Origin of the sequence: Allorhizobium borbori, from assembly GCF_014196535.1 — a bacterium.
GTDB lineage: Bacteria > Pseudomonadota > Alphaproteobacteria > Rhizobiales > Rhizobiaceae > Ectorhizobium > Ectorhizobium borbori.
In genome coordinates this window covers 17,999-42,096 of the sequence record NZ_JACIDU010000024.1, presented here as the reverse complement: position 1 = coordinate 42,096, position 24,098 = coordinate 17,999, and the positions used below count along the sequence as shown (strand labels likewise).

The 24,098-nt window shown below is 61.9% G+C and carries 20 protein-coding genes; 9 read left to right on the top strand and 11 right to left on the bottom strand.

Features of this window, described 5'->3' with window-relative positions; genetic code table 11:
• Nucleotides 1-118 precede the first annotated feature (118 nt).
• From GGQ66_RS20735 to GGQ66_RS20695, 9 genes are all read right to left on the bottom strand, one after another.
• Nucleotides 119-1,081, bottom strand: a complete 963-nt coding sequence (locus tag GGQ66_RS20735; RefSeq protein ID WP_183795243.1) for a UDP-glucuronic acid decarboxylase family protein — start codon at nt 1,079-1,081, stop codon at nt 119-121.
• Between the two features lie 409 nt (nt 1,082-1,490).
• Nucleotides 1,491-2,915: an amidase gene (locus tag GGQ66_RS20730; RefSeq protein ID WP_183795241.1), complete on the bottom strand. Its 1,425-nt coding sequence runs from the start codon at nt 2,913-2,915 to the stop codon at nt 1,491-1,493.
• An 11-nt stretch (nt 2,916-2,926) separates the two neighbouring features.
• Entirely contained in the window at nt 2,927-4,060 is a 1,134-nt protein-coding gene (locus GGQ66_RS20725) for a M20/M25/M40 family metallo-hydrolase (RefSeq protein WP_183795239.1), read from the bottom strand.
• 98 nt (nt 4,061-4,158) lie between these two features.
• On the bottom strand, nt 4,159-5,319 hold the full coding sequence (locus tag GGQ66_RS20720) for a M20 aminoacylase family protein (RefSeq protein WP_183795237.1): 1,161 nt from the start codon (nt 5,317-5,319) through the stop codon (nt 4,159-4,161).
• A 33-nt stretch (nt 5,320-5,352) separates the two neighbouring features.
• Nucleotides 5,353-6,855 (bottom strand): M81 family metallopeptidase, encoded by a 1,503-nt coding sequence (locus GGQ66_RS20715; protein ID WP_183795235.1) that lies wholly within the window; start codon nt 6,853-6,855, stop codon nt 5,353-5,355.
• An 18-nt stretch (nt 6,856-6,873) separates the two neighbouring features.
• Nucleotides 6,874-8,547, bottom strand: coding sequence for an ABC transporter ATP-binding protein (locus tag GGQ66_RS20710; protein ID WP_183795233.1), 1,674 nt, complete (start codon nt 8,545-8,547; stop codon nt 6,874-6,876).
• Nucleotides 8,544-9,356, bottom strand: a complete 813-nt coding sequence (locus GGQ66_RS20705) for an ABC transporter permease (RefSeq protein ID WP_370686398.1) — start codon at nt 9,354-9,356, stop codon at nt 8,544-8,546. Before GGQ66_RS20705 ends, GGQ66_RS20710 begins: the two co-directional genes overlap by 4 nt.
• Nucleotides 9,357-9,430: 74 nt before the next feature.
• Nucleotides 9,431-10,372, bottom strand: a complete 942-nt coding sequence (locus GGQ66_RS20700; protein WP_183795247.1) for an ABC transporter permease — start codon at nt 10,370-10,372, stop codon at nt 9,431-9,433.
• Between the two features lie 85 nt (nt 10,373-10,457).
• The gene (locus GGQ66_RS20695; RefSeq protein ID WP_183795228.1) at nt 10,458-12,062 is read right to left on the bottom strand and encodes an ABC transporter substrate-binding protein; all 1,605 of its coding nucleotides are present in this window, start codon (nt 12,060-12,062) and stop codon (nt 10,458-10,460) included.
• 455 nt (nt 12,063-12,517) lie between these two features.
• Here GGQ66_RS20695 and GGQ66_RS20690 point away from each other — a divergent pair, with 455 nt between their 5' ends.
• The 7 genes from GGQ66_RS20690 (at nt 12,518) to cydX (ending at nt 20,948) form a co-directional block, all read left to right on the top strand.
• Complete coding sequence (locus tag GGQ66_RS20690; protein ID WP_183795226.1) at nt 12,518-14,080, top strand: IclR family transcriptional regulator; 1,563 nt, start codon at nt 12,518-12,520, stop codon at nt 14,078-14,080.
• 105 nt (nt 14,081-14,185) lie between these two features.
• A complete protein-coding gene (cydD, locus tag GGQ66_RS20685) occupies nt 14,186-15,856 on the top strand; it encodes a thiol reductant ABC exporter subunit CydD (protein ID WP_237359019.1) in 1,671 nt (556 codons plus the stop codon).
• Nucleotides 15,853-17,532, top strand: coding sequence for an amino acid ABC transporter ATP-binding/permease protein (locus tag GGQ66_RS20680; RefSeq protein WP_183795224.1), 1,680 nt, complete (start codon nt 15,853-15,855; stop codon nt 17,530-17,532). Before cydD ends, GGQ66_RS20680 begins: the two co-directional genes overlap by 4 nt.
• A gap of 85 nt (nt 17,533-17,617) precedes the next feature.
• A complete protein-coding gene (locus GGQ66_RS20675) occupies nt 17,618-17,995 on the top strand; it encodes a hypothetical protein (RefSeq protein WP_183795222.1) in 378 nt (125 codons plus the stop codon).
• A 78-nt stretch (nt 17,996-18,073) separates the two neighbouring features.
• Nucleotides 18,074-19,654 (top strand): cytochrome ubiquinol oxidase subunit I, encoded by a 1,581-nt coding sequence (locus GGQ66_RS20670; protein WP_183795220.1) that lies wholly within the window; start codon nt 18,074-18,076, stop codon nt 19,652-19,654.
• A 4-nt stretch (nt 19,655-19,658) separates the two neighbouring features.
• On the top strand, nt 19,659-20,813 hold the full coding sequence (cydB, locus tag GGQ66_RS20665) for a cytochrome d ubiquinol oxidase subunit II (RefSeq protein WP_183795218.1): 1,155 nt from the start codon (nt 19,659-19,661) through the stop codon (nt 20,811-20,813).
• 15 nt (nt 20,814-20,828) lie between these two features.
• Nucleotides 20,829-20,948: a cytochrome bd-I oxidase subunit CydX gene (cydX, locus tag GGQ66_RS20660; RefSeq protein WP_183795216.1), complete on the top strand. Its 120-nt coding sequence runs from the start codon at nt 20,829-20,831 to the stop codon at nt 20,946-20,948.
• Nucleotides 20,949-21,055: 107 nt separating this feature from the next.
• Here cydX and GGQ66_RS20655 read toward each other — a convergent pair whose 3' ends face one another.
• Both GGQ66_RS20655 and GGQ66_RS20650 read right to left on the bottom strand, forming a co-directional pair.
• A complete protein-coding gene (locus GGQ66_RS20655) occupies nt 21,056-21,451 on the bottom strand; it encodes a helix-turn-helix domain-containing protein (RefSeq protein WP_183795214.1) in 396 nt (131 codons plus the stop codon).
• Nucleotides 21,452-21,559: 108 nt separating this feature from the next.
• On the bottom strand, nt 21,560-22,429 hold the full coding sequence (locus GGQ66_RS20650; RefSeq protein WP_237359018.1) for a LysR substrate-binding domain-containing protein: 870 nt from the start codon (nt 22,427-22,429) through the stop codon (nt 21,560-21,562).
• A gap of 200 nt (nt 22,430-22,629) precedes the next feature.
• Here GGQ66_RS20650 and GGQ66_RS20645 point away from each other — a divergent pair, with 200 nt between their 5' ends.
• Entirely contained in the window at nt 22,630-23,139 is a 510-nt protein-coding gene (locus GGQ66_RS20645) for a cupin domain-containing protein (RefSeq protein WP_183795210.1), read from the top strand.
• 27 nt (nt 23,140-23,166) lie between these two features.
• On the top strand, nt 23,167-24,078 hold the full coding sequence (locus GGQ66_RS20640; protein ID WP_183795208.1) for an EamA family transporter: 912 nt from the start codon (nt 23,167-23,169) through the stop codon (nt 24,076-24,078).
• The last annotated feature ends 20 nt before the right edge of the window (nt 24,079-24,098 follow it).

The window sequence follows — 24,098 nt, the reverse complement described above, 5'->3', positions numbered from 1 at the left end:
GACGCCAAGAAGAGCCTCGACGCCCTCCTCCCTCTCATCGACTGAACCAGACCGCTCAAACAAAGGGCCCCGGTTCACAAACAACCGGGGCCATTGCCTGCAAAGAAGCCCGAAAGCATCACTCGGCGGCGATCGCATGCCCGCCGCTGAGCAAGCCCGCGAAATAGTCGATCGTCTTCACCAGACCCTCTCGCAGGGGCACGCGCGGTTCCCAGCGGAGTATCTCCCGCGCCTTCGAAATATCGGGGCGACGCTGCATCGGATCGTCCTGCGGGCGAGGATAATACACGATCTTGGAGTGTGATCCTGTCAGATCGATCACCATCTCCGCCAGCGCCCGAATGGTAAACTCACCGGGATTGCCGATATTGACCGGACCGATCACCTCGCCGTCCGTCGCCATCATGCGGATCATCGCCTCCACCAGATCGTCCCGATAGCAGAAGGAACGGGTCTGCAAGCCGTCGCCGAAAATAGTGATCGTCTCGCCCCGCAGCGCCTGCATGATGAAGTTCGACACGACGCGACCATCCTGCGGATGCATGCGCGGGCCGTAGGTGTTGAAGATACGGACCACTTTGATGGCGACCTTGTATTGCCGGTGATAATCGAAGAACAGGGTTTCAGCGCAACGCTTACCCTCATCATAACAGGCCCGGATGCCGATCGGATTGACATTGCCCCAATAGCTTTCACGCTGGGGATGGACGAGCGGGTCGCCATAGACCTCCGATGTCGAGGACTGAAGCACCTTCGCTTTCATGCGATCGGCCAGTTCCAGCATGTTGATCGCCCCGATCACGCTGGTCTTCGTCGTCTGCATTGGATCGTGCTGATAGTGGACGGGCGAAGCCGGGCAGGCAAGATTGTAAATCTCGTCAACCTCCGCATAGAGCGGCACAGATACATCGTGACGCATAAACTGGAACCGCGGATGACCGGCGAGATGTTCGATATTGCTGCGCGTTCCCGTGAGGAAATTGTCCACACACAGGATCTCGTTGCCCTGCGCGAGCAACTGCTCCGAAAGATAAGAACCGAGAAATCCGGCGCCACCGGTGATCAGAATACGCCTCGACATGATCTTCCCCCTGGTTTGTCGCCCTTCTGGGCAATTCTCTTCCGGAGGCGAGAAGCCGGGATTACCGGTCCTGTGTTGGATAGGATATACTCAGGAGATCAAGATCTTTTGCGCTGAAGCACCACAGTGAATGTAAGATTTGCCAAGGCTCATCCGGGCAATGGTAAATTCCTCAAGGCGTCACTATTTCTTCAACAGACGAAACTTCAAAGATCAGACCATTCTCTTCTGAACCCATACACAACACCACCCGCCACCGAGGATTAATAAAACATTAATAACAATATAAATTTAACATTATCGGCATTCAATCACTCCGCATCCATCAAATCTGTTTAATCAGATTTGATGGTTCCAACTCAAAATACTTACTATTCATCATGGTCGCATCGCGCGGGCCAACGCGCGATCAGCCGCCGGCATGACCGGTTTCGAAACCAGCGGCCTGTTCATAAGCGAGTGCAAATTCGAGCGTTGCGCGGTCTCCCCGCGGCGGGCCGACGATCTGGATGCCGCTCGGCAGGCCGTTCGCCCCGAAACCGGCGGGCATGGCCGCGACGGGCAGGCCCGCCATGGTGGGGCCGATCACCACTTCCATCCAGCGGTGGTAGGTGTCCATCGGCTTTCCGGCGATTTCGCCCGGCCATGGCAGGGTCACATCGAACGGAAAGACCTGCGCGGCTGGCAGGAGGACGAAGTCGTAGCGCGAGAAGAGCACGCACATGTATTTATACCAGTTCGTGCGGACGACGGAGGCCGCATGGATATCCGCCGCGCTCTGCGAAAGCGCCAGATCGAACTCGTAGAGATATTGCGGATTGAACAGCGCCCGCGTTGCAGGCTTGTCGTAGAAGCCGCGTAGCCCGTGCGTCACGTTGAAGCTGCGCAGGGTGATCCATGCCTCCCAGAGCTTCGGCAGGTCAAAATCGGGTGTGATTTCATCGATCTCGCAGCCAATCCCGGCAAGAACGGAGAGCGCCTGACGATCCACGTCGAGCACACCGGGTTCGAAAGGCAGATAGCCGCCGAAATCGCCGAGCCATGCGATCTTCATGCCCTTCGTCTGCGCTGCGCCACGCAACGCCAGATCCTCATCGGCCAGCGACAGCGGATCGCGCGGATCGTAGCCGGATTGGGTGGCAAGAAGCCGGGCTGTATCCGTAACCGTCTTGCCCATGGGGCCGGAAATGCCGAGTTGGCCCATGAAGAATTCCGTACCCTTGCCATTCGGCACGCGCCCGAAACTCGGTCGGAAGCCGATGACATTGTTGAACGCGGCGGGGTTGCGAAGCGAACCCATCATGTCGCTGCCATCGGCCACCGGCAGAAGCCGCGTGGCCAATGCCGCCGCAGCACCGCCACTGGAGCCGCCGGCGCTCTTCGTGCGGTCGAAGGGATTGCGGGTCGGCCCGTGGACAGGGTTGGTCGTGTGCGAGCCAAGGCCGAATTCCGGCGTGTTGGTTTTGCCGATGAAGATGGCGCCCGCCTGCCGCACCCGCTCGACATGAATGGAGTCCACCGTGGAGACGAAGCCCTTGAAGATGGGGGAGCCCCAGGAACAGGGCATGCCCTTCACTTCCGAAAGGTCTTTCACCGCCTGCGGGAACCCGTGCATCCAGCCACGCGAATGGCCATCCGCCAACTCGCGGTCGCAGGTTTGCGCCTCGTCCAGCAGTTCGTTGCGCGGGCGAAGGTAGAGAATGGCGTTGATATCAGGATTAAGCCGGTCGATGCGGTCCAGATAGGCTTCCATGACCGCGACGCAGGAGACACGCTTTTCATGGATGGCGTTCGAAAGGGCGACGGCGGAAAGCCGGGTCAGGTCGTCAGTCAATGCACGTCTCCTCAATCCAGCAGGGCGAACAACCCGGCCATCAGGCGGCCACGGTCGATCAGGCTGTCGATTTCGATATGTTCTTCCAGCGTGTGGTAGCCCGCGCCCCGTACACCGAGACCGCACAGCGTGGCAATGCCCATGGCGCCGGTGAAATTGCCATCCGACCCGCCACCGGAACTGCCATGCGGCAAGGCAACGCCCAGCCTGCCGGCCAGCGTCGCCGCCTTGTCGTAAAGCGCCATGGTTTCCGGCCGCCCGGGCTTCCACACCGGGCGCGTCACGCCGCGGGAAACCGTGAACTCCACCTCATTCTCAACGCCCGACAGGGCCAGCATGCGGGCGATCCCGGCCTCCAGATCCTCATCTGTCTTGGCCATGGACAAGGCTTGCGCCGTGCAGAGCGACGACACGCAATTGACCCATTGGCCACCCTGGATGACCCCGACCGAGAAGGTGCAATCCTCGCCGCTCATCGCGTCGATCTCCAGCACCTTGCGCGCCATTTCACGAATGGCCGAACGCCCCGCTTTCGGCGAAACACCCGCATGGGAAGGTTTGCCGCGCGCAACGAGATTGTAGCGGGCAATGGCGTAGCGCCCGGTGACGACGCCGTTGTTCTCGCGCGCCGGTTCCGGCACCAGAACATAACGGTTACGCGCCGCCTCCATCTCGATCAGTTCGCGGGTGGATGGCGTGCCGATCTCCTCGTCCGGCGTCAGCAGGAAGGTGACGGGCAGTTTGGTTTCGATACCAGCCCGGATCAACTGCCTCATGGCCTCGAAGGCAATGAAATTGCCACTCTTCATGTCGAGAATGCCGGGGCCGTACGCCCGGTTTCCCTCGATGCGGAATGGCAAGGCACCGAGCGTTCCAACGGGATGAACGGTATCGAAGTGACCGGAAACGAGAATACCCGGCATGTTGGCCCTGGGATGGCCAAAGCGGGCGCGCAGACTGCCGCCCAGCCCCATCCGCCCGGGAATGCGCTCCACCGTTGCGCCGAGCGTCGCGAAGTCGTGGGCCGCGAGGTCCATCATGCGGTTGACCGCATCGGCATCATAAGTCGGGCTTTCGCACTCCACCCAGGGCTTGAGGCCCTGCAGCATTGTGTGGGTATCGAAGGGAAGTTCCGTGAAATCCATGGCTCAGTTCTCCCGTTTCGCCGGCTGACTGACCGGGCGACAGGTAAAAATCCGGAAAAGCCCCGGCCCCTTGCAAGGCCGGGCCAGGCGGAGGGAAATCAGGCGGCGAGGCGCTTTTCCACGATGCGGGCAAGCAGGCTTGCCCCGACCGGCAGAATGCCATCGTCCAGCACATAGCCGGGATTATGCGGCGGGACCGAACCTGCATGGCCAACGGTGCAATAGACACCAGGAACCTTGAACAGCATGTCGGCGAAGTCTTCGCTACCCATCACCGGCTCGCTTTTGGTGTAGACGTTTTCGACCCCCACGATGTCGCGGGCGGCGTCGGCAAAGCCTTCCACCAGCGCATCGGTATTCACCAGCACGTCGAAGACGTTGCGAATGTCCGTCTCGATCTCGACCTCGAAGGAGGCCGCCAGACCGGCAGCGATGGCGCGCATGCGTGAACGGATCTGCTCATTCACCTCCCGGTCGAGATAGCGCACCGTGCCGGAAACCGTCGCCTCTTCCGGCACCACATTATAGGCCGTGCCGGAATGAATCTGCGTAACCGAGAGGACGGCGGCCCGAAGCGGCGAGATGTTGCGCGAAACGATGGATTGCAACGCCGAGACGAGTTGCGTCGCGACGATGATCGGGTCCTTGGAAACTTCCGGATGCGCGCCGTGGCTGCCGCGGCCCTTGATGCGGAAATCGAAGAAATCGGCACCCGCCATCGACGTGCCGGGCTTGATGCCGATCTTCAGCGGATCGTCGTTCGGCGCATTGTGCAGGCCATAGATTTCATCGCAGGGGAAGCGCTCGAACAGGCCGTCGGCGATCATGGCGCGCGCGCCGCCACAACCTTCCTCGCCCGGCTGGAAGATAAAGACGGCGGTGCCCGCGAAATCGCGGGTTTCGGCCAGATAGCGCGCCGCACCAAGCAGCATGGTGGTGTGGCCATCATGACCGCAGCCGTGGAACCGGTTCGGGATCTTCGAGGCATAGGGCAAGTTGGTGCGCTCCTCCATCGGCAGCGCGTCCATGTCGGCGCGAAGCCCGATGGTGCGGCCCTCGCCCTTCGCCCCCTTCAAGATGCCGACAACGCCGGTCTTGCCGATGCCGCGATGCACCTCGATGCCGTAGCTTTCGAGCTTTTCGGCAACGATGCCGGAGGTGCGCACCTCCTCGAAGCCGATCTCGGGGTGAGCGTGAATATCGCGGCGAAGGGCGGTCATTTCATCGTGCCAGGAGGCGATTTTCTCGATAACGGGCATTTCTACATATCCTTGCAGATCAACAGGCGGGGGTCAGGAAAAGACAGGGCCAAGCGGCGAAAGGCGAAGGCCGGGACGGAGTTTCATCCACGGCAGGGACGCAGGGTCCACAGCCATCGGGCCGGGCGCGGCGCAAACGAGAATGGTTTCGGCAATCGGCTGAAAATCGGCGCGGAAGTGCACCGAACTCTTGTTCACGAGGATGCTCGCCGTCTCCGGCTCGATGCCGAGATAGCGGAACAGGCCCCGATCGGCCATCTGCACCTTGTGCGAGGCCACGGCCACCCGAACGCCGCCGATGCGCAGGCAGGCCGACGGCCCGAGCCGCATCAGCGTATCACCGTAATAGGGACCATTGACGCGGGTGAAACCATCCGACAGCGCTTCCACCACGAAATCGGCCTCGAACGGCGCATCGCCGGGAATGTTCGACTTGCCGCCAAGGGCGATGTGGATCGTCGCTCCGACACCAGCGGCCTGCGCCGCAAGCGCGGCCTCGGGATCATAGAGCAGGCCGAGCGCGGCATTCTGCGCATTGTTATCCACCAGCGCCCGCAGCATGCCGGTCGTGTCGGAATCACCGCCGGCACCGGGATTGTCCTGCGTGTCGGAAATGATCACCGGCCTTGCGGCGGTGTCGGCAATCCGCATCGCCTCCTTAACCCCTTCATCCGGCGTATAGACCTTGCCGGCAAAGGCTTCCTCGCTGGCATCGATCAGCGCCTTCAGGTCGTCGGCAGCCTTGTCCGCCGCGTCCCGTGTTTCGCCATAGGCCAGAACCGTCGCACCACAATCGGCAAAATCGGCGGCGGGAAAGCCGGTGAAGAAGGACATGGACACCACGCCATCCCGTTCTTCCAGCGCTTCGAGCTTCGCATAGATCGACCGCGCCGGCTCCATTTCCGTGCATTGCCAGGAGATGGGAATGAGGTAATCGATCTGGCGGAACGCCTTGGCGAAACGGTCACCGTTCATGAGCTTGTCGAGCAGCACGGCGGCGCGGTAGCCGGTCAACGCCATATCGACATGCGGATAGGTGCGGTAGCCCACCATGACGTCGGCGTCCCGCATCGACTGCTCGGTCATGTTACCATGCAGGTCGAGGCTGACGGATACGGGGATGTCGTAACCCACGGCCTTGCGGATGCGAGCGATGAGTTCCCCCTCACCGTCGTCCAGATGCTCGCACACCATCGCGCCGTGCAGATCGAGATAGATACCGTCGAGCGGCAGCGCCGCGACGATGCCAGCCACGATGTCGGTGGCGATCCGCTCGAACGCCTCTTCCGTGACATGGGCGGAGGGGACTGCACTGGCGCGCAGCACCGGCACCACCTCCCAGTTCGCTTCGCGGGCATAATCGAGCGCGCCCTCGATCCCGGTATTGGCGCCCTTCACAAGTTCGATCATCTCTTCCCCCCGGCAGAGCGGCAGATGGCCGGACCCTTTCAGGAAGGCTTCGTAACTCGCCTTGGTCGGAGCGAATGTATTGGTTTCATGAATGAAACCGGCAAAGGCAACGCGCCGGGACTTCATTGTTCATTCTCCTGATGATTATGCGGCTTCCGGCGCAAGCGGCCGAAAATTGGCGAAATCCCAATGCCGTCCGGGGGCGGCATCGATAAGTTGGCGGGTATAGGCATGGGCCGGGTTGGTCAGCACCTCATAGCCTGTGGCATATTCCACGATGCGGCCTTTCTGCATCACGATCACATCGTCACAAATCTGCGCGGCGACGCGCAGATCGTGCGTGATGAACAGGATGGCGATACCGAGCTTTTCCTGCAAGTCCGCAAGGAGGTCGAGAACCTGCGCCTGCACGGAAACGTCGAGCGCCGACACCGCCTCATCCGCCACCAGAACCTTGGGGTTCATGGCAACGGCGCGGGCAATGGCGATGCGCTGGCGCTGACCGCCGGAAAACTGGTGCGGATAGCGGTTCACCGCATCTTCCGGCAAACCGACGATGGCCAGCAGTTCGCGCGCACGCTTCAACGCATCGGCCCTCGAAGTACCATAATTCATCGGCCCCTCGGCAATGCTTTCGCCCACGGTGATGCGCGGGTTGAGCGAGCGATAAGGGTCCTGGAAAACCATCTGGATATGCTGACGATGGGGTTGCAGCGTCCGGCGCGAGAAATCGGCGATTTCCTGGCCCGAAATGCGGATCGAGCCCGAAGTCGGATCGATCAACCGCATGATGCAGCGGGCAACGGTGGACTTGCCCGAACCGCTTTCTCCGACGATGCCGAGCGTGCGGCCCTTCTTCAGCGTGAAGGACACATCCGTGGCCGCCTTGGCGCCGGTGGGCGCCTTGCCGAAAAAGCTCTTCTTGCCATAAACCTTTTCCAGTTCGGAGGCCGACAACACCACCTCGTCGGACACCGGCGGACGCGGTTCGCGCGGCACGAGACTCGGAACGGAGGACAGCAGCGCGCGGGTATAGTCCTTTTCCGGCGCGGTCAGGATCTTATCGATCGGGCCGTTTTCGACGAGATTGCCCCGGTTCATGACATAGACCGTATCCGCGATCTCGGCCACCACGCCCATGTCGTGGGTAATGAAGAGAACGGCTGTGCCCTGCTTTTCCTGAAGCTCGTCGATGAGCTTCAGGATCTGCTTCTGGGTGGTCACGTCGAGCGCCGTGGTCGGCTCGTCGGCAATCAGCAGCTTCGGCTTCAGGATCAGCGCCATGGCGATCATGATGCGCTGGCGCTGGCCGCCGGAAAGCTGGTGCGGATAGGAGGCGAAGATGCGCTCCACCTCCGGCAAATGCACCTCACGCATCATCTCCAGCACGGCTTCCTTCTGCTCACGGGCCGAAAGCTTCGTATGCTCCTGCAACACTTCGCAGATCTGGTGCCCGACCGTCAGAACCGGGTTCAGCGCGGTCATCGGCTCCTGAAAGATCATGGCGATCGACCGCGAGCGCAGTGCCCGCATCCGGGCGGCGTCGGCCTTGAGCAGGTCCTCGCCTTCAAACAGGATCTCACCGCCGCGCGGCTCCAGCGACTGGCGCGGCAGAAGCCCCATCGTGGCAAGCGAGGTCACCGACTTGCCGGAACCGGATTCACCGACGAGGCAAACCGTTTCCCCGGCGCGGATGGTAATCGAAATGCCGTTCAGCACCGGCGCGCTTTCCTCGTCGCCGGTCAATGCGATGACGAGATTGTTGACGCGCAGAACCTCCGGCGCACCGGCGGGATCGAATGGGGTCGTCGTGGTCATTTCGAGGCCTCCCTCTTCTTCATGCGCGGATCGAGCAGGTCGCGCGCGGTATCGCCGAGAAGGTTGATGGAGAGAATGCACAGCGACAACGCGATACCGGGCCAGAAGATGAGTTCCGGCTTGATCTGGAAATAGGCACGCCCCTCGGCCATGATATTGCCCCAGGTGGGGATCTCGGTCGAAACACCGGCGCCGAGGAAGGACAGGATTGCCTCCGTCAGGATCGCCGAGGCGCAGACATAGGTCCCCTGCACGATAAGCGGCGCCAGCGTGTTCGGCATGAGATGCCGCCAGAGGATTTTCGGCAGGCTGGAGCCCGCGGCAATTGCTGCTTCCACGTAGGGTTCCTCACGGGCCGACAGCACCACCGAACGCACGAGGCGCACGACGCGGGGAATTTCCGGCACGGTGATGGCAAACATTACGGTCCAGATACTCGCCCCCGTGAGCGATACCACGGCGATGGCGAGCAGCAGGCTCGGAATGGCCATCAACGCATCCATGATGCGCATGACGATGGCATCGAGAATACGGAAGAAGCCGGAGACAAGCCCGATGCCGAGCCCGATGGCGACGGAAATGACTGCGGCGCCAACGCCGATGAACAGCGAAATGCGGGCGCCATAAAGAACGCGCGAAAGCAGATCGCGGCCATAGGCATCCGTGCCGAGCGGATAGAGTTCGCTTGCCGGCTTGAGGCGCGCGGACGGCGTCATGGCCACCGGATCGTGCGGTGAAAGCAGCGGTGCGAGGATTGCGAGGAGGACGATGACCGCCAGCACCAGAAGCGCCAGAGCGGGAATGAGCATCGACCGGCGGTTTTTGCCCTTGCTCAGGAAGAGGGGCAGGCGCATGGCAGCGCCAAAGGGTGAAGACTGGGCCATCAGTACCGAATCCTCGGGTCGAAGAAGGAATAGGAAAGGTCGATCAGCAGATTGATCAACACGTAGATGCCGCTGGTCAGCAGGATCATGCCTTGAATGACCGGATAGTCGCGGGCAAGGATCGCATCCACCGTGAGACGCCCGATACCGGGAATGTTAAAGACGCTTTCGGTGACGACCACCCCGGAAATAAGCAGCGCGAAACCTGTGCCGATGATCGTCAGAACCGGCACCGCCGCATTGCGCAGCGCGTGGCGGAAAAGAACGATGTTTTCACGCAGGCCCTTGGCGCGGGCAGTGCGGATATAGTCCTCGCCCAGCACTTCCAGAACCGAGGCGCGCGTCATGCGGGCAATCAGTGCCACATAGATGGAGGCAAGGGTGAAGGACGGCAGCACCGCCCGTTCAAGGAAAGCACCCAGCCCGGCCGACAGGCTCTTGAACCCCTGAACCGGGAACCATTTCAGATCGATGGCAAAAATCTGGATCAGGATGTAGCCGATGACGAAGACCGGCACGGAAAAGCCGATGACCGAAACCGACATGACCGCGTAATCGATCCAGGTGCCATGACGCCATGCGGCCAGCACGCCGAGCGGCACGGCGATCAGCACCGAAAGCGTGATCGTCATCAGCGCCAGGCTGATCGTCGGTTCGATATGCTTGGAAATCATCGCCGTGACCGGCGTATTGGAAATCAGCGACGTTCCGAGATCGCCCTGAAGCAGAAGCCAGAACCACGAGAAGAACTGCACCGCAATCGGCTTGTCGAGGCCGAGCGACGTGCGGATCTTTTCGAGCTGTTCGGGTGTGGCCATATCGCCGGCGATGATCGCGGCAGGGTCACCCGGCGTCAGGCGAAGGAGAAGGAAAACGAAGACCGCGACCGTGACCATCACCGGGATGGCCGCAAGAATCCGGCGAAACGTATAGGCGAGCATGAGCATCCTCACGTCGGTTATTCGGGACGGCCGGCGGCGCTATCGCAGGGCGCGCCGCCGGCTTTGGCGAACCGGGCCGGAAGGCTCAGTCCTTCTTTTCGACGTTCCAGAACACCGGAACCGGCGCCTTCAGCAGGCCGGTGAGTTCATTGCGCCACACGCTCGGGATCTTGTACTGGCCAAGCGGAATGTAGCTCACCTCGTCCATGGCATGCGCCTGAAGCTCGGCGGCCGCAGCCTTCTGCTCGTCCAGCGTCTTGGCGGCAATGTACTTGGCGCGCAGCTCTTCCATCTTCGCGTCCGTCGGCCAGCCGAAGAAGCCCTTGGTGCCGCGCCCGTTCAGCATCGGGTTGTTCAGCGGCGTCATGATTTCCGGAACGATCCAGTTGGTGAAGAAGAGGTTCCAGCCGCCTTCCGCCGGTGGCTTCTGAGAGGCGCGGCGCGTGACAAGCGTCTGCCAGTCCATGGCCTGCATATCGACGTTGAAGCCGGCGGCCCGCAGTGCGGCGGCGGCCACAACCGGCTGCGCCTTGATGGTCACGACATCGGTCGGCTGCATCAGCACGACCGGCGTGCCGTCATAGCCGGCTTCCTTCAGCAGTGCCTTGGCGCCTTCGATATCGCCGCTCTTGGTCAGCGTATCCGCACCCAGTTCGGATTCCAGCGGCGTGCCACAACCGAACATGGAGCCGCAGATCGTGTAGTAATCCGGATTACCGATCAGGGCGTCGAGCACGTCCTTCTGGTTCATCGCCTTCATCGCCGCCTGACGGATCTTCTTGTTGTCGAAGGGCGGATAGAGGAAGTTCATGCGGCCCATGGTCTGCGAGCCGAGGTTCATGACCTCGACGGTCAGCTCGTCATTGCCCTCGACAAGCGGCAGAAGATCGACAGAGGGCGTTTCCAGATAGTCGATTTCCCCGGACTGAATGGCATTGACCGCCGTCTGGGCATCCGGCATCGAAATCCATTCGACCCGGTCGACCTTGACGACCTTGCCCCCCGCAAGCCCGCTCGGCGCTTCCGAACGCGGCACGTAATCGGCAAACTTCTCGTAGACCGACTTGACGCCCGGCTGGTATTCCTCCTTGACGAACTTGAACGGGCCGGAGCCGATGATTTCGGTGATCGCCGTGTCCGCAGGCGTTTCGGCAATCCGCTTCGGCATCATGAACGGCACGACGGAAGACGGCTTGGCCAGCACGTCGAGCACATAGGTGAAGGGTTCCTTCAGCTTCAGCACGATGGTCTTGTCATCGGCGGCTGTCAGGCTTTCCGTCTTGTCGAACAGAACCTGGCCGGAGGTGTCGCGCTTGCCCCAGCGCTGCAGCGAAGCGATGCAGTCCTCGGCCGTCACCGGCGCGCCATCATGCCATTTCAGGCCGTCGCGCAGCTTGAACGTATAGGTCAGCTTGTCGTCGGAAACGGTGAAATCAGCCATCTGCGGCTGCGGCTTGAAATCCGCGTCATAGGACAGAAGCGTGTCCCACACCATGTAACCGTGGTTACGCACGATGTGGGCCGTTGTGATGATGGGGTCGAGAATGCGCAGGCCCGAATGCGGAACGGCAACGAGCGTGGTGGCGGATGCGTTTTCCGCAAAGCCGGTCACGCAGGCTGAAAGGGCGAGGAAGGCGGCGGCAATATGGCTTTTCAGCCGGCCTGCTTTTCTGGTCACTGGTGCATGCATTATTCGCTGTTCCCTTGTTATGATTTGCAGGTCACGAGCCGGCAAGCCGAGGGCGTTGGCCCGTGCGCAAACGCACGGAACCCGTCATCAGGCCGGACCGTTTTCTCAAACACCCGTCGCCGTCATTCGCGGGAATGCAGGCAACGGGAAACCGTTGACCACCGTGCCCGTCAGGGCAAGGCAGAGCGCAGGACGCACGTTTCCACACGCCGGAAAGGCGTCAAAAACAGCGTCAGCGGAAGCCGGGAACCATAGCGATCAATGATCGCCGCAGGTGCAAACCTTCATTCGCATCCGGACCGATCCCCGTGCACCTCCTGTTAAATCATGTGGAATGGAGCATCTGATGCATAGCGTTCCCCTTAGGATTATTTTACCGCGATGCGATTGCCATTCTTGTTATTCGATTATAGAGTTCCGAATAAGGTTGTCAACTTTATGCCGCATCGCGAAAGATGAATTCAGCAATCGCCTCTCCCGCACCCGCCGACCGTCGCGCCCGCATCGCAGCGCTGGAGAAGGCTTTCGCCGTGCTCGAACTGTTCGGGCCGGAGGCGCCGGAACTGAGGATCGCCGACATAGCATCGCGCGCCGGCATGAACCGGTCCAGCGCCCAGCGTCTCGTTCACACGCTTGTGAAGTCCGGCTGGCTGCGGCGCGATCCGGCAAGCGGGGTTTTCGCGTTGGCGCACCGGGCCGGTTACCCGGCCCATGTCTACCTCACCTCCAACCAGCTTATCGATCTGGTCATGCCACTGGTCGTGGAATTGAATGCCCGCACCGGTCTGAGCTGCGATCTCTGGCTGCTGGATGGTGGCGACGCCGTGACGCTGGCACGCGTGCCCTCGCCCGCGGCCTCGCTGGCGCTGACACCGGTCGGCAGTCGCGTCGCCCTTTCGGAAGCCGCCCCCGGCCGCGCCATCCTTGCCGCCATGACACCGGAAAATGCCGGCCGCCACCCTATGAACGACCAGACAGCCGCGCGTATCATCGGCGAACGCGAGGCCGGTTATGCCCATGACACCCCTCGCGCAACCGAGGCGGGCCATGTGGTGGCCGCTGCTTTTCGCGATGCAGCAGGTCAGCCCGTCGGCGCGATCTCCGCTTCCGGGCTGCGCAATGAAGCAGCCGTACACGAAATCGCGGCCCGACTGGTGGAGGCCGCAGCGCGCGCCGGCGACCTGCGGGTAACGCCGACGGTCCGGCCCGCCAATATCGAACCCAACGCCCGCTACATCTGGCCGCTCATCGATGACGAGGGCGATCCTCTGGCGGTAACGGCAGTGGCCAAGGGCCTCCATCTCCTGCAGTTTTTCCATCCGGACACGCCGCTTCTGAGCCTGACCGGGCTTTCTCGCCAGACGGGCTTTCCCGTGCCCACCGTCCAGCGCATCACCGACACGCTGATTGGCCTCGGCTATCTGGAAAAGGACGAGCGCAAGCGCGCTTTTCACATCTCCGTGCGATCGCTCGATCTCCTCTACCGCTTCCAGATGGGGAATGATCTCATTCGCTCGCTGTGGCCGCGCCTCATCCGCCTGCGCGAGGAGTGCGGCTTGCGCTGTTCCTTCTGCATTCTCGACGGCACGGAAATCGTGCATCTCCTGCATGTGCAAAGCCGGCCGCAACCGGCCTTCCGCACAGCCTATCCCGGCCGGCGTCTGCCGGCAGTTTCCTCGTCAGGGGGCCGCGCGTTGCTCTCCTGGCTGCCGGAAACGGAAATGGACGCCATCCTCTCAGCCAGCGCGATGGCGCCCGGCACGCCTTACACCATCACCGACAAGCAGGCGATCCGGAGCGATATCATTGCAGCACGCTCGCGGGGCATTGCGTTTACCGACCGCCAGTCGATCCGCGACGAGGTGAATGTCGCTGCCGCCGTTCCGGGCCCAGACGGTCGGCCCTGCGGCGCCATCGTCGTCTCCGCGCCGGTGCGAAGCTGGACTGCCGAACGGCTTGAAAAAGAGGTGGTGCCGCTGCTGATCTCCCACGCCCGAGGCGGGTTGCTGCTGGGCTGAGCCAGCCCGCGCTCGACCCCGGCGACATTTCGCCGCTTGCGATGGGCAAAACGCCTCCTTATACCCTCGGCAAAACGATCAACGAGACCACCGGAACCCGCCATCTTGCCGAACGTCTCTCAGAAAGCCGTCCGCCGCAGGCGTTCGGACCGTCATGGTGCGTTTCCCGGTCCGGGCCGCGCCGCGGTCATGCTTGCCGTCATCGCCCCCCTTTGCTGGCTACCGCAGGCGGCACTCGCCGCCCACACCATCGGGCGACTGGCGGAGGGCGCAGGCGTTGGCGATATTCTTCCGGGCGCCATCGGCTTCGCGCTGTTCGGCCTGTTGCGCGCCGCCCTCGATGCACTTGCCGGACGCCTCGCCTTCAAGTCCGCCCGGCGCGAATTGAGCGCAAGCCGCGACAGGGCGCTTGCGGCGCTCACCGCACGTTCGCCTGTCGATATTTCCCGTCCCTCTTCCGGACAGGCGGCCAGTGTCCTTGCCGAACAGGCGGAAATGATCACGCCCTGGCTTTCCCGTTACCTGCCCGCCAAGATCAAGGCGATGACGGTTCCCTTCGTTATCGTGGCCGCCGTCCTGCCATTTTCATGGATCGCTGCGCTTGCGCTGCTTGTCACCGCTCCGGTCATTCCGCTGTTCATGGCGCTGGTCGGAATGCGCGCCCAGAAGGCCAGTGAGCGTCAGCTAGCGCGCATGGGCGATGTCAATGCCTTCCTCATCGACAGACTGCGGGGCCTTGCCACCATCCGCACCCTTGGCGCCGTGGCGGATACAGCGACACGCTTGCGCACCGAAGCCGACGACCTGAAGCGCCGCACCATGACAGTTCTGAAGATCGCCTTCCTCACCTCGGCCACGCTCGAACTGTTTTCGGCACTCGGCGTGGCGCTGACAGCGGTCTATATCGGTTTTCACCTGCTCGGCTTCATCGACGTGGGCACCTGGGGGACACGGCTGACATTGGCCGAAGGCCTGTTCGTGCTGATGATCGCACCCGCCTTCTTCGAGCCCTTGCGCGAACTTTCCGCCGTCTGGCATGACCGGGCGGCGGGCGAGGCTGCGCACAAGGCGCTGTCCGCCCTTTCCGAGCAAGGCATGGCCTTGCCCACCGCAACCGATACCCTTGACGCCGGAACGTTTGCGCTTTGCGCCCAAAACCTGCGCTACACGCATCCGGGTCGCGAAGCCGCAACCCTCGACGGCTTTTCGCTTTCCATTGCACCCGGCGAAAAGATCGCAGTCATGGCGCCGAGCGGTGCAGGCAAATCCACACTGCTCTCGCTACTGGCCGGGCTCGCCAGCCCGGAAAGCGGCGCGGTGAGCATTTTCGGCCAGGACCCGGCTGCGGCACGCAAAGCCGGGGAAATCGCCTGGGTGGGACAGACCGCGCATGTCTTCTCCGGCTCCATCGCCGCCAATATCGCGCTCGGCCGCCCGGAGGTTGATGCGTCCGCCATCGCTGAAGCGCTCAGGGTCGCGCGTCTTTCGCGGGTTGCCGAGTTGCACGGACGCACACCGCTTGGGGAAGGCAGCACCGGCCTGTCCGGCGGAGAAATCGTGCGACTGGCCGTCGCGCGGGCCGCCGCAAGCAAAAGCGCACGGCTGATCCTTGCCGATGAGCCCACCGCACACCTCGACGCCGAAACGGCCCGGCTCGTCACCGAAAGCCTGCTCGATCTCGCGAGGGGCCGCACGCTGATCGTCGTCACCCATGATACGGAACTTGCCGCCCGCATGGATCGCACCGTCATGCTTGCAGCGGAGGTGAACGCATGAAGGCCTTGCTGATCGTCCTCAAGACCTTTCTGGCCGAAAAACGGCTGATGCTGGCGCTCGGCTTCCTGCTGGCCGCGCTGACCGCGCTCGCGGGCATTGCGCTTCTATCGGTCTCCGGCTGGTTCATCACGGCAACCGCCCTTGCCGGGCTTACCAGTGCAGCGGCCCTTGCGTTCGATGTTTTCGCGCCGTCCGCCGGCATCCGCTTTCTCGCGCTGTTTCGCACCGCCGCGCGCTACGGTGAACGCGTGGTCAGCCATGATGCAACGCTTTCGGTCCTTGCCGGCATGCGCGAAACCCTGTTTCGCGCCTTCGCGACTGCCCGCGAAGCCCGCGCGCTGGCGCTCAGCCCCGCCCGGCTGCTGTTTCGCCTGACGCTCGATGTCGATGCGCTGGACGGCCTTTACCTGCGTCTGCTGATGCCCGCCGGCGTCGCACTCGTTTCCGTGCTTTTCACCATGCTCTGTCTCGCCTTCATCGATGGCTGGGCGAGCATCGCCATCGGACTGTTCCTCATCGGAGCGGGTTTTACGATTGCCACCGTCGCCGCACTGCGGGCGCAGAAGCCGGCGCGCTTTCGCGCGGCGGCGCTGGAAGCCCTGCGAGGACAGGTCATAAATCTCGTCTCCGGCGCCACCGATCTGCTCATGACCGGACAGATCGCCGCCCGCCGGCAAGCCGCTACCTCTGCCGAAGCACGCCTTGCCGCAACGGACGACCGGCTGAACCGCATCGAAACCATCACCGGCTTCGGGCTTGCAGCGCTGGCGCCGCTCGCCGGTGGCGGGCTGCTCCTCGTGCTTGCCCTTCTCGTGGAACGCGGCGTGATCGGCGCACCAGGGGCCGCCTTCGCGCTGCTTCTGGTTCTTGCCGCCGCCGAACCCTTCACCGGATTGCGGCGCGGGGCGCTGGAAGCCGGCCGCATTCTTGTCGCCGCCCGCCGCATTGCGCCACGCCTCGCCGCGACAGCACCGGAAATCATCCACCAATCGCCGCCGGAAGGCGAGGTCGTGCGCCTCACCAACGTCACCGCCCGGCATGCGGGTGCCGCACGCGCGGTCCTGACGGACCTGTCGCTGACGATCACCGCAGGGGAGATCGTGGCGCTTACCGGCCCGAGCGGTGCCGGTAAATCCACGCTAATGGCCCTGATTGCCGGTGAAATTATCGCGGAAAGCGGTGAGGTCGCCGTAGCGCGAGCGAGCCTTCTCACCCAGCGTGCCGAACTCTTTGCCGACACGCTGGCCGGCAACCTGCGGCTTGCGCGACCTGGCGCGACGGATGCGGAGTTATGGGCGGCACTGGAGGCCGCAGGCCTTGCCGAAACCGTTCGCGCCCTGCCGGATGGGCTTGCCACCTGGCTGGGGGAAGGTGGGGCCGGCCTTTCCGGTGGCGAGCGCCGACGCTTGTCGCTGGCACGCCTCCTGCTCACCGATTGCCCGCTTCTTCTGCTCGACGAGCCCACCGAGGCGCTCGACCTCGAAACCGCCCGCGACATCATGGCGCGCCTCACCTTGGCCCGGGGCGATCGCAGCCTGCTGATTGCAACCCACAGAACCCATGAAGCCGCCATTTCCGACCGCATGATTGTTATTGAAAGCGGTCAAATATCCGGAAATTTCAAGCGTATGGATGCAGGATACGGCGAAGTTGCATCCCGACTGCGGAAGGATTGACGCGCTGCCATTTTGTCGCATTGCGTGCAAAGCGGGATAACAATAAGCAAATTACAGACGGTGTTTTCAGCAGTCCAGAGACATCATGCACCTTTCCGGCTTCATATCGCAATTCGTGCGCATCCTGTGCGCCGTTGCCCTTCTCTCGGTGGGCTTCGGCCACCGGGTTCCGGATGTGCGCGCCGTCGAGTTCGTCGCCACAGCCTATGCATTGCCCGATGGCTCGCTTCCTGATCTCTGTCTCACGCTTGGAGACAAGGATGCGAGTGGACAATTTCATTATCGTGATGGAAGCTGTGATGCCTGTCTGATTTCCGGGGCGATCACCCTGCCCCAGCCTGCGGCTGAGGTCGGCCCTCGCCCGATGCCACAGGGCTTTGTCCTGCGACCGGACAGGGCGCGTTTCGACGCGCCACCCGTGCTGATATCCGAGGCAGCGCCACGGGCACCGCCTCGCGCCTGAAGGCTCCAGCGCGCCCAATGCCGCACCCGCCAGCGGCATCGGGCAACATTCCGGCATTACATTTCTGGAGATCGAGATATGGAACTCGATATCGTGGCGCTATCGCGCCTGCAATTTGCGGTTACCGCGCTCTACCACTTCCTTTTCGTGCCACTCACCCTAGGCCTGTCGGTCCTCGTTGCCATCATGGAAACGGTCTATGTCATGACCGGTCGCGCGATCTGGCGGCAGATGACGAAGTTCTGGGGAACACTTTTCGGCATCAACTTCGTGCTCGGCGTTTCGACGGGCATCGTCATGGAATTCCAGTTCGGCATGAACTGGAGCTATTACAGTCATTATGTCGGCGACATCTTCGGCGCGCCGCTTGCCATCGAAGGGCTCATGGCCTTCTTCCTGGAAGCGACCTTCGTCGGCCTGTTCTTCTTCGGTTGGGATCGCATGTCCAAGGTCGGGCATCTGATCGCAACCTGGTGCGTGGCCATCGGCTCCAACTTCTCGGCCCTGTGGATCCTCATCGCCAATGGCTGGATGCAGAACCCGGTCGGCTCCACTTTCAATCCCCAGACCATGCGCATGGAAGTGAGCGACTTCTTCGCGGTCCTGTTCAACCCGGTCGCCCAGGCCAAGTTCGTGCATACGGTTTCCGCCGGTTACGTCACCGCCTCGATCTTCGTGCTCGGCGTTTCCGCGTGGTATCTCCTGAAGAACCGGCACGCGGAACTCGCCAAGCGTTCCATGACGGTTGCCGCATCCTTCGGCCTTGCCGCGTCGCTTTCGGTCGTCGTTCTCGGCGATGAAAGCGGTTACGGCGCTGCCGAACACCAGAAGATGAAGCTCGCCGCCATCGAAGCCATGTGGGAAACAGAACCGGCGCCCGCGGCCTTCACCGCTTTCGGTTTCCCGGATACGGAAGCCCGTGAAACACATTATGCGGTGCATATTCCGTGGGCCATGGGCCTCATCGGCACCCGCTCTCTCACCACGGAAATTCCCGGCATCGAGGATCTCGTGAAGAGTGCGGAAGCCCGCATCCGCAAGGGCATCGTCGCCTATGATGCGCTCCAGACCATTCGCGCCGCCGGCGCAACCGGCACGGTCGATCCGGCCATCAAGGCGAAATTCGAGGAGAATGGCGCCGATCTCGGCTATGCGCTTTTGCTGAAGCGCTATGTGGACGATCCGCGCACGGCCAGCGAAGAGCAGATCGTCAAGGCGGCCAACGACACGATCCCGAGCGTTCCGACCCTGTTCTGGGCGTTCCGCTTCATGGTCGCGCTCGGCTTCTACTTCATCGCGCTGTTCCTGGTGTTCTTCGTGGTCACCAGTCGCCACACCCACACCAAGCGTCCGTGGCTGCTGAAACTCGCCGTCTTCTCCATCCCGCTGCCGTGGATTGCCGCTGAACTGGGCTGGATCGTCGCTGAAATGGGGCGCCAGCCGTGGATCATCGAAGGCGTTCTGCCCACAGCGGCGGCCGTCTCCAACCTCGGCGCGACCACACTGCTCGTCACGATCGGCGGTTTCGCCGCGATCTACACCGTCCTGTTCATCATCGAAATGGGTCTGATGGTTCGCTCCATACGCAAGGGCCCGGAAGCGGACGATCACCGTCCGGAGCCGGAACTCATTTCCACGACCATCGTACCGGCGGAGTAAGACCATGATCCTTCATACGCTTCTCGACTACGAAACCCTCCGGGTCATCTGGTGGCTGCTGCTGGGCGTGCTGCTGATCGGCTTTGCCGTGATGGACGGCTTCGACCTCGGGGTGGCGACCCTGATGCCCTTTGTCGGCAAGACCGACACCGAACGGCGCGTTGTCATCAACACCATCGGCCCCGTCTGGGAAGGCAATCAGGTTTGGCTCATCCTGGGCGGCGGCGCCATCTTCGCCGCCTGGCCGCCGCTTTATGCCGTATCCTTCTCCGGCTTCTATCTCGCGATGTTCGCGATCCTCTTCGCGCTCATCCTGCGTCCGGTCGGCTTCAAATACCGCTCGAAGCGCGAAAGCGTCGTCTGGCGCACAAGCTGGGACTGGGCACTGTTCATCGGTGGTCTGGTGCCGGCGCTGGTCATGGGCGTGGCCGTCGGCAACGTGCTCCAGGGCGTGCCGTTCCATTTCTCGGACGATCTGCGCATCTTCTATGACGGCACGACGCTGTTCGAACTCCTGAACCCCTATGGCCTTCTGGCCGGCCTCCTCTCCGTTGCCATGCTGGCCATGCACGGTGCGGGCTGGCTGACGCTGAAGACCGCAGGCGAGGTCAATGCCCGCGCCCGCAGGATCGGCATGATCGCTGCCATCGCGACCATCGCGCTCTTTGCGATCGGCGGCTTCTGGCTCACCCTGATCGATGGCTACCGCTTCACGAGCACCATCGATACGGGAGGCCCTTCGAACCCGCTCTACAAGACCGTGGAAGTGACTTCGGGCGTCTGGTTTCAGAACTACGCCGCCCACCCGTGGATGATGATCGCTCCGGCGCTCGGCTTTCTCGGCGCGCTCGGCTCCCTCCTTGCCTTTGCGGCAAAGAAGGATGGCCTTCCCTGGCTGATGAGTTCGGTGTCGATCCTCGGCATCATCTCGACGGTCGGGCTCTCGATGTTCCCGTTCATCCTGCCGTCGAATGTCGATCCGAAATCCAGCCTGACGGTGTGGGATGCCTCGTCCAGTCACATGACGCTGTTCATCATGCTCGTCTGTGCCGTCATCTTCGTTCCGATCATCATTGCCTACACCTCCTTCGTCTACAAGGTGCTGTGGGGCAAGGTCGCTGCGAAGGATGTCACCGATCCCTCGAACCACGCCTATTGAGGAAAGGAAACGCTGATGTGGTATTTTTCCTGGCTTCTCGGTCTGCCGCTGGCCGCCGCTTTCGCCGTGCTCAACGCCATGTGGTACGAGCTGATCGACGACAAGAAAAAAGCCGACGCCGCCAAGCGCGGTTGAGACCCATGACATAGCGAAGCCGCCGGGAAACCGGCGGCTTTTTCATTTCGATCGAAAAATGCTACGTACGGTCGTCAACGCCACGGGGTAACGACCATCAGGCCGGATCAGGCTTCATCCTCTTCGGAATGACCGGTATTGGCCAACTGCCGCACAAGGCTCACGATGCGCTTGCGGACATCCTGATCCTTGATCTGGTAGAAGGCCTCAACCAGATCGCGACCCTGCTTGGAGAACTGCCATTCCGGTTCCGCCCCAGAGGTCTCGGCTTCCGGCTTTTTCAGGCCCTGAACGAAGTAGCTCGGCTCGAGGTTGAGCGCTTCGGAAATTGCGACAAGCTTGCTGGCGCTGACCCGATTGGTGCCCTTCTCGTATTTCTGCAATTGCTGGAAGGTTACGCCGATCTGTTCGCCAAGGCCGCTTTGCGACATCCCTCGCATCACGCGCGCCTGGCGAATGCGCGTGCCAACCTGAATGTCAACGTGATGCGGCTGCTTTGTCATTTGAATCCCCGAATATTGGTCGTCTGGCGACAATCTAAGGTCCTTCAAATTCGCGTGTTGTCAATCCCTGCGAATGCCTCTGCCAACGAGAATCCAGGCCATACTGCTTCATATCTGTCGGAGACTGGCATGAATCTCATCGGCAAGATGCTGGACAAAATGTGGATGTTCGCTTGTACCACCCCGCATGAGGGCGATGTCGATACCCTTTACCTCGGGAAGTCCGATGCCCGGCGCGAGGATTTCCAGATCATCGGGAACCGAGCAGCGGGCAATGGCCGCAATCGCGAGCCCGGCCCGGACCGGTGAAAGAAGACCGGCAATGCTGGGGCTGGAATAGGCGATACGGTAATCGCGGCCCGCCTTCGCGCAGGCCTCGATTGTCTTGGCGCGCGCCACGCATCCCGGCTGAAACATGGCGAGCGGCAGCGGCTCGGACTGATCAAACCGCTTGCCCTTGGCTGTTGCCCAGACGATCGGCTCAAGGCGAACGGTGCGCGAGATCTCGTCATGGGGTCGCCGCGTGACCATGGCGAGATCGAGTTCGTTGCGGCCTATCCGCTCGGACAGGTCTTCGCTGGGCTCGCAGGTCACATCGATCTGCACATGCGGGAACTTCTGGGCATAGCGCTTGAGGATATCCGGCAAAAGCGTGTAGGCATAATCGTCCGGCGCACCGAGACGTACGCAACCCGGTCCATGCGTCTGCGCCATTTTCTGCCAGAGCGAATCGTTCAACTGAAGAATGATCCGGGCGTGGGCGAGAAGCTGCTCGCCATGGGCCGTCAATCGCTTCGTCCGCCCCTGATATTCAAAAATCGGATTGTGCTCGAAAAGCGTCTCCAGACGCTTCATCTGCATGCTCACGGCCGATTTCGTGCGCCCGACCCTGTCGGCAGCCGCAGCAAAACTGCCGCTATCAGCAATTGCGACAAACACTTCCAGCAGCAATGGGTCAATTTTCCGAAAGCCGGACATCCAAACAGTTCAACCCTTTTGACCAGATAGGTGAATACAATTCGATTGTTCTCATGAAGTCAAGAAGATAGCGTTTTGTCAGAGGGCGCGTCCCTCATTGATTTTCACCCTGATCGCCAATCGGCACCAGCCGGCTGCGGAGCCTGAACGCTTCCGCGGGTTTGTCGCCGTGCGCCTATCTGCAACCGAGGAGATTATGAATGTCGAACAGTTTTCCGTTCAAGTCCAACGTCTATAAGTCGTTTCCGGCTGGCGATTTCTATCGTGCGAACGCCAAGAACTTCCCCGTCCTGAAGGGCCTTGCCGTTCAGGCGCTTGATCTCCAGCCGGGCGGCGTGCGCGAACCGCATACGCATCCGAATGCCAACCAGCTCGATTTCTGCATCAGCGGCAAGGGCGTGGTCGGCATCGTCGGGCCGGAAGGCGAAACCCACTATCTCGAACTTGGGCCGGGCGACATTTCCTTCGTGCCGCAGGGCTATCTGCACTGGATCGAGAATGTCGGGGACGAACCGCTCTCCTTCCTCGTCGTGCTGTCCCACGAAGAGCCGCAGACCATCGAGTTTTCCGAAATGTATTCCGGCGTTCCCAAGCAGACGCTCGCCAAGATGTACGAAATCCCCGAGACGGCTTTCGCGCAGATTCCCGAGCGCACCGTCGTGATCGGCGGGGCACCGGTGGAACGTGATTTTCGCGAAGCCGCTGAATGACATCAAAGCCATCGGCGGATCACGATCATGCGACTGAGAGACATCCTCATTCTTTGCCTTGTTGCGTTCCTGTGGGGATTCAACTTCATCGTGATCCGCTGGGGGCTTGATGCGTTCCCTCCACTGCTGTTTTCAGCGCTCCGTTTCGCGGTCTGCCTTGTGCCGATCGCGTTCGGGGTCGCCAGGCCGAATATCCCCTGGTCGCAACTTCTTCTTCTCGGCACGACACTCGGGCTTCTGGTCTTCGCGCTGCTTTATCTCGGCATTCATTTTGGCCTCGGCGCAGGTCTTGCCTCGGTTGTCATGCAGGCCCAGGTGTTTTTCACCCTGCTGCTGGCCAGCGTGGTTCTCGGTGAGGAACTGACCGGCCGGGCAATCGTCGCGTCGCTGGTCGCTCTCCTAGGCCTCGTCCTTATCGCGACCGGAGGAGACGCCTCTTTCACCGTGCTCGGCTTCGGCCTGACCCTTGGCGGCGCCTTCGCATGGGGCGTGTCCAACGTGCTGATGAAACGCCTTCCTCCCGTCAACGCGCTGAACCTGATGGTCTGGATCAGCCTCGTTCCACCGCTGCCCCTGTTGCTGGCTTCCTACGTCTTCGAAGGCCCCGAAGCCATCTCGACGGCCCTTCAGGGTGTATCGCTGCCGGGTACGCTCACCATCCTCTACACCTCTGCGGTCTCGACCATTTTCGCTTACGGGGTCTGGGGCAATCTCATGCAGAAATATTCGGCCTCCCGTGTCGCGCCCTTCGCATTGCTCGTTCCGGTCGCTGGCCTTGCCAGTGCCCGGTTCTTTCTGGGCGCCGAACTGAATACGGCCGAATGGCTGGGTGCCGCCGGCATCCTTCTGGCGCTCGTCATCAATACCGTGGGCCAACGTCGTCCCTTCGCCCCTCCCCTTCTTGAAACTCACCATTCCCTTGCAGCGCGCAAACACTGAACGCTGCCTCGCAGTCAAAC

Excerpts from the sequence above, each read along its gene's own strand:
- GGQ66_RS20690 (WP_183795226.1), top strand. The coding sequence starts at position 12,518 with ATGAATTCAGCAATCGCCTCTCCCGCACCCGCCGACCGTCGCGCCCGC.
- cydB (WP_183795218.1), top strand. The coding sequence starts at position 19,659 with ATGATCCTTCATACGCTTCTCGACTACGAAACCCTCCGGGTCATCTGG.
- GGQ66_RS20715 (WP_183795235.1), bottom strand. The coding sequence starts at position 6,855 with ATGAAGTCCCGGCGCGTTGCCTTTGCCGGTTTCATTCATGAAACCAAT.
- GGQ66_RS20675 (WP_183795222.1), top strand. The coding sequence starts at position 17,618 with ATGCACCTTTCCGGCTTCATATCGCAATTCGTGCGCATCCTGTGCGCC.
- GGQ66_RS20700 (WP_183795247.1), bottom strand. The coding sequence starts at position 10,372 with ATGCTCGCCTATACGTTTCGCCGGATTCTTGCGGCCATCCCGGTGATG.
- GGQ66_RS20725 (WP_183795239.1), bottom strand. The coding sequence starts at position 4,060 with ATGGATTTCACGGAACTTCCCTTCGATACCCACACAATGCTGCAGGGC.
- GGQ66_RS20695 (WP_183795228.1), bottom strand. The coding sequence starts at position 12,062 with ATGCATGCACCAGTGACCAGAAAAGCAGGCCGGCTGAAAAGCCATATT.
- cydX (WP_183795216.1), top strand. The coding sequence starts at position 20,829 with ATGTGGTATTTTTCCTGGCTTCTCGGTCTGCCGCTGGCCGCCGCTTTC.
- GGQ66_RS20645 (WP_183795210.1), top strand. The coding sequence starts at position 22,630 with ATGTCGAACAGTTTTCCGTTCAAGTCCAACGTCTATAAGTCGTTTCCG.
- GGQ66_RS20670 (WP_183795220.1), top strand. The coding sequence starts at position 18,074 with ATGGAACTCGATATCGTGGCGCTATCGCGCCTGCAATTTGCGGTTACC.
- GGQ66_RS20680 (WP_183795224.1), top strand. The coding sequence starts at position 15,853 with ATGAAGGCCTTGCTGATCGTCCTCAAGACCTTTCTGGCCGAAAAACGG.
- GGQ66_RS20735 (WP_183795243.1), bottom strand. The coding sequence starts at position 1,081 with ATGTCGAGGCGTATTCTGATCACCGGTGGCGCCGGATTTCTCGGTTCT.
- GGQ66_RS20640 (WP_183795208.1), top strand. The coding sequence starts at position 23,167 with ATGCGACTGAGAGACATCCTCATTCTTTGCCTTGTTGCGTTCCTGTGG.
- GGQ66_RS20655 (WP_183795214.1), bottom strand. The coding sequence starts at position 21,451 with ATGACAAAGCAGCCGCATCACGTTGACATTCAGGTTGGCACGCGCATT.
- GGQ66_RS20710 (WP_183795233.1), bottom strand. The coding sequence starts at position 8,547 with ATGACCACGACGACCCCATTCGATCCCGCCGGTGCGCCGGAGGTTCTG.
- GGQ66_RS20650 (WP_237359018.1), bottom strand. The coding sequence starts at position 22,429 with ATGTCCGGCTTTCGGAAAATTGACCCATTGCTGCTGGAAGTGTTTGTC.
- GGQ66_RS20705 (WP_370686398.1), bottom strand. The coding sequence starts at position 9,356 with ATGCTCATTCCCGCTCTGGCGCTTCTGGTGCTGGCGGTCATCGTCCTC.
- GGQ66_RS20720 (WP_183795237.1), bottom strand. The coding sequence starts at position 5,319 with ATGCCCGTTATCGAGAAAATCGCCTCCTGGCACGATGAAATGACCGCC.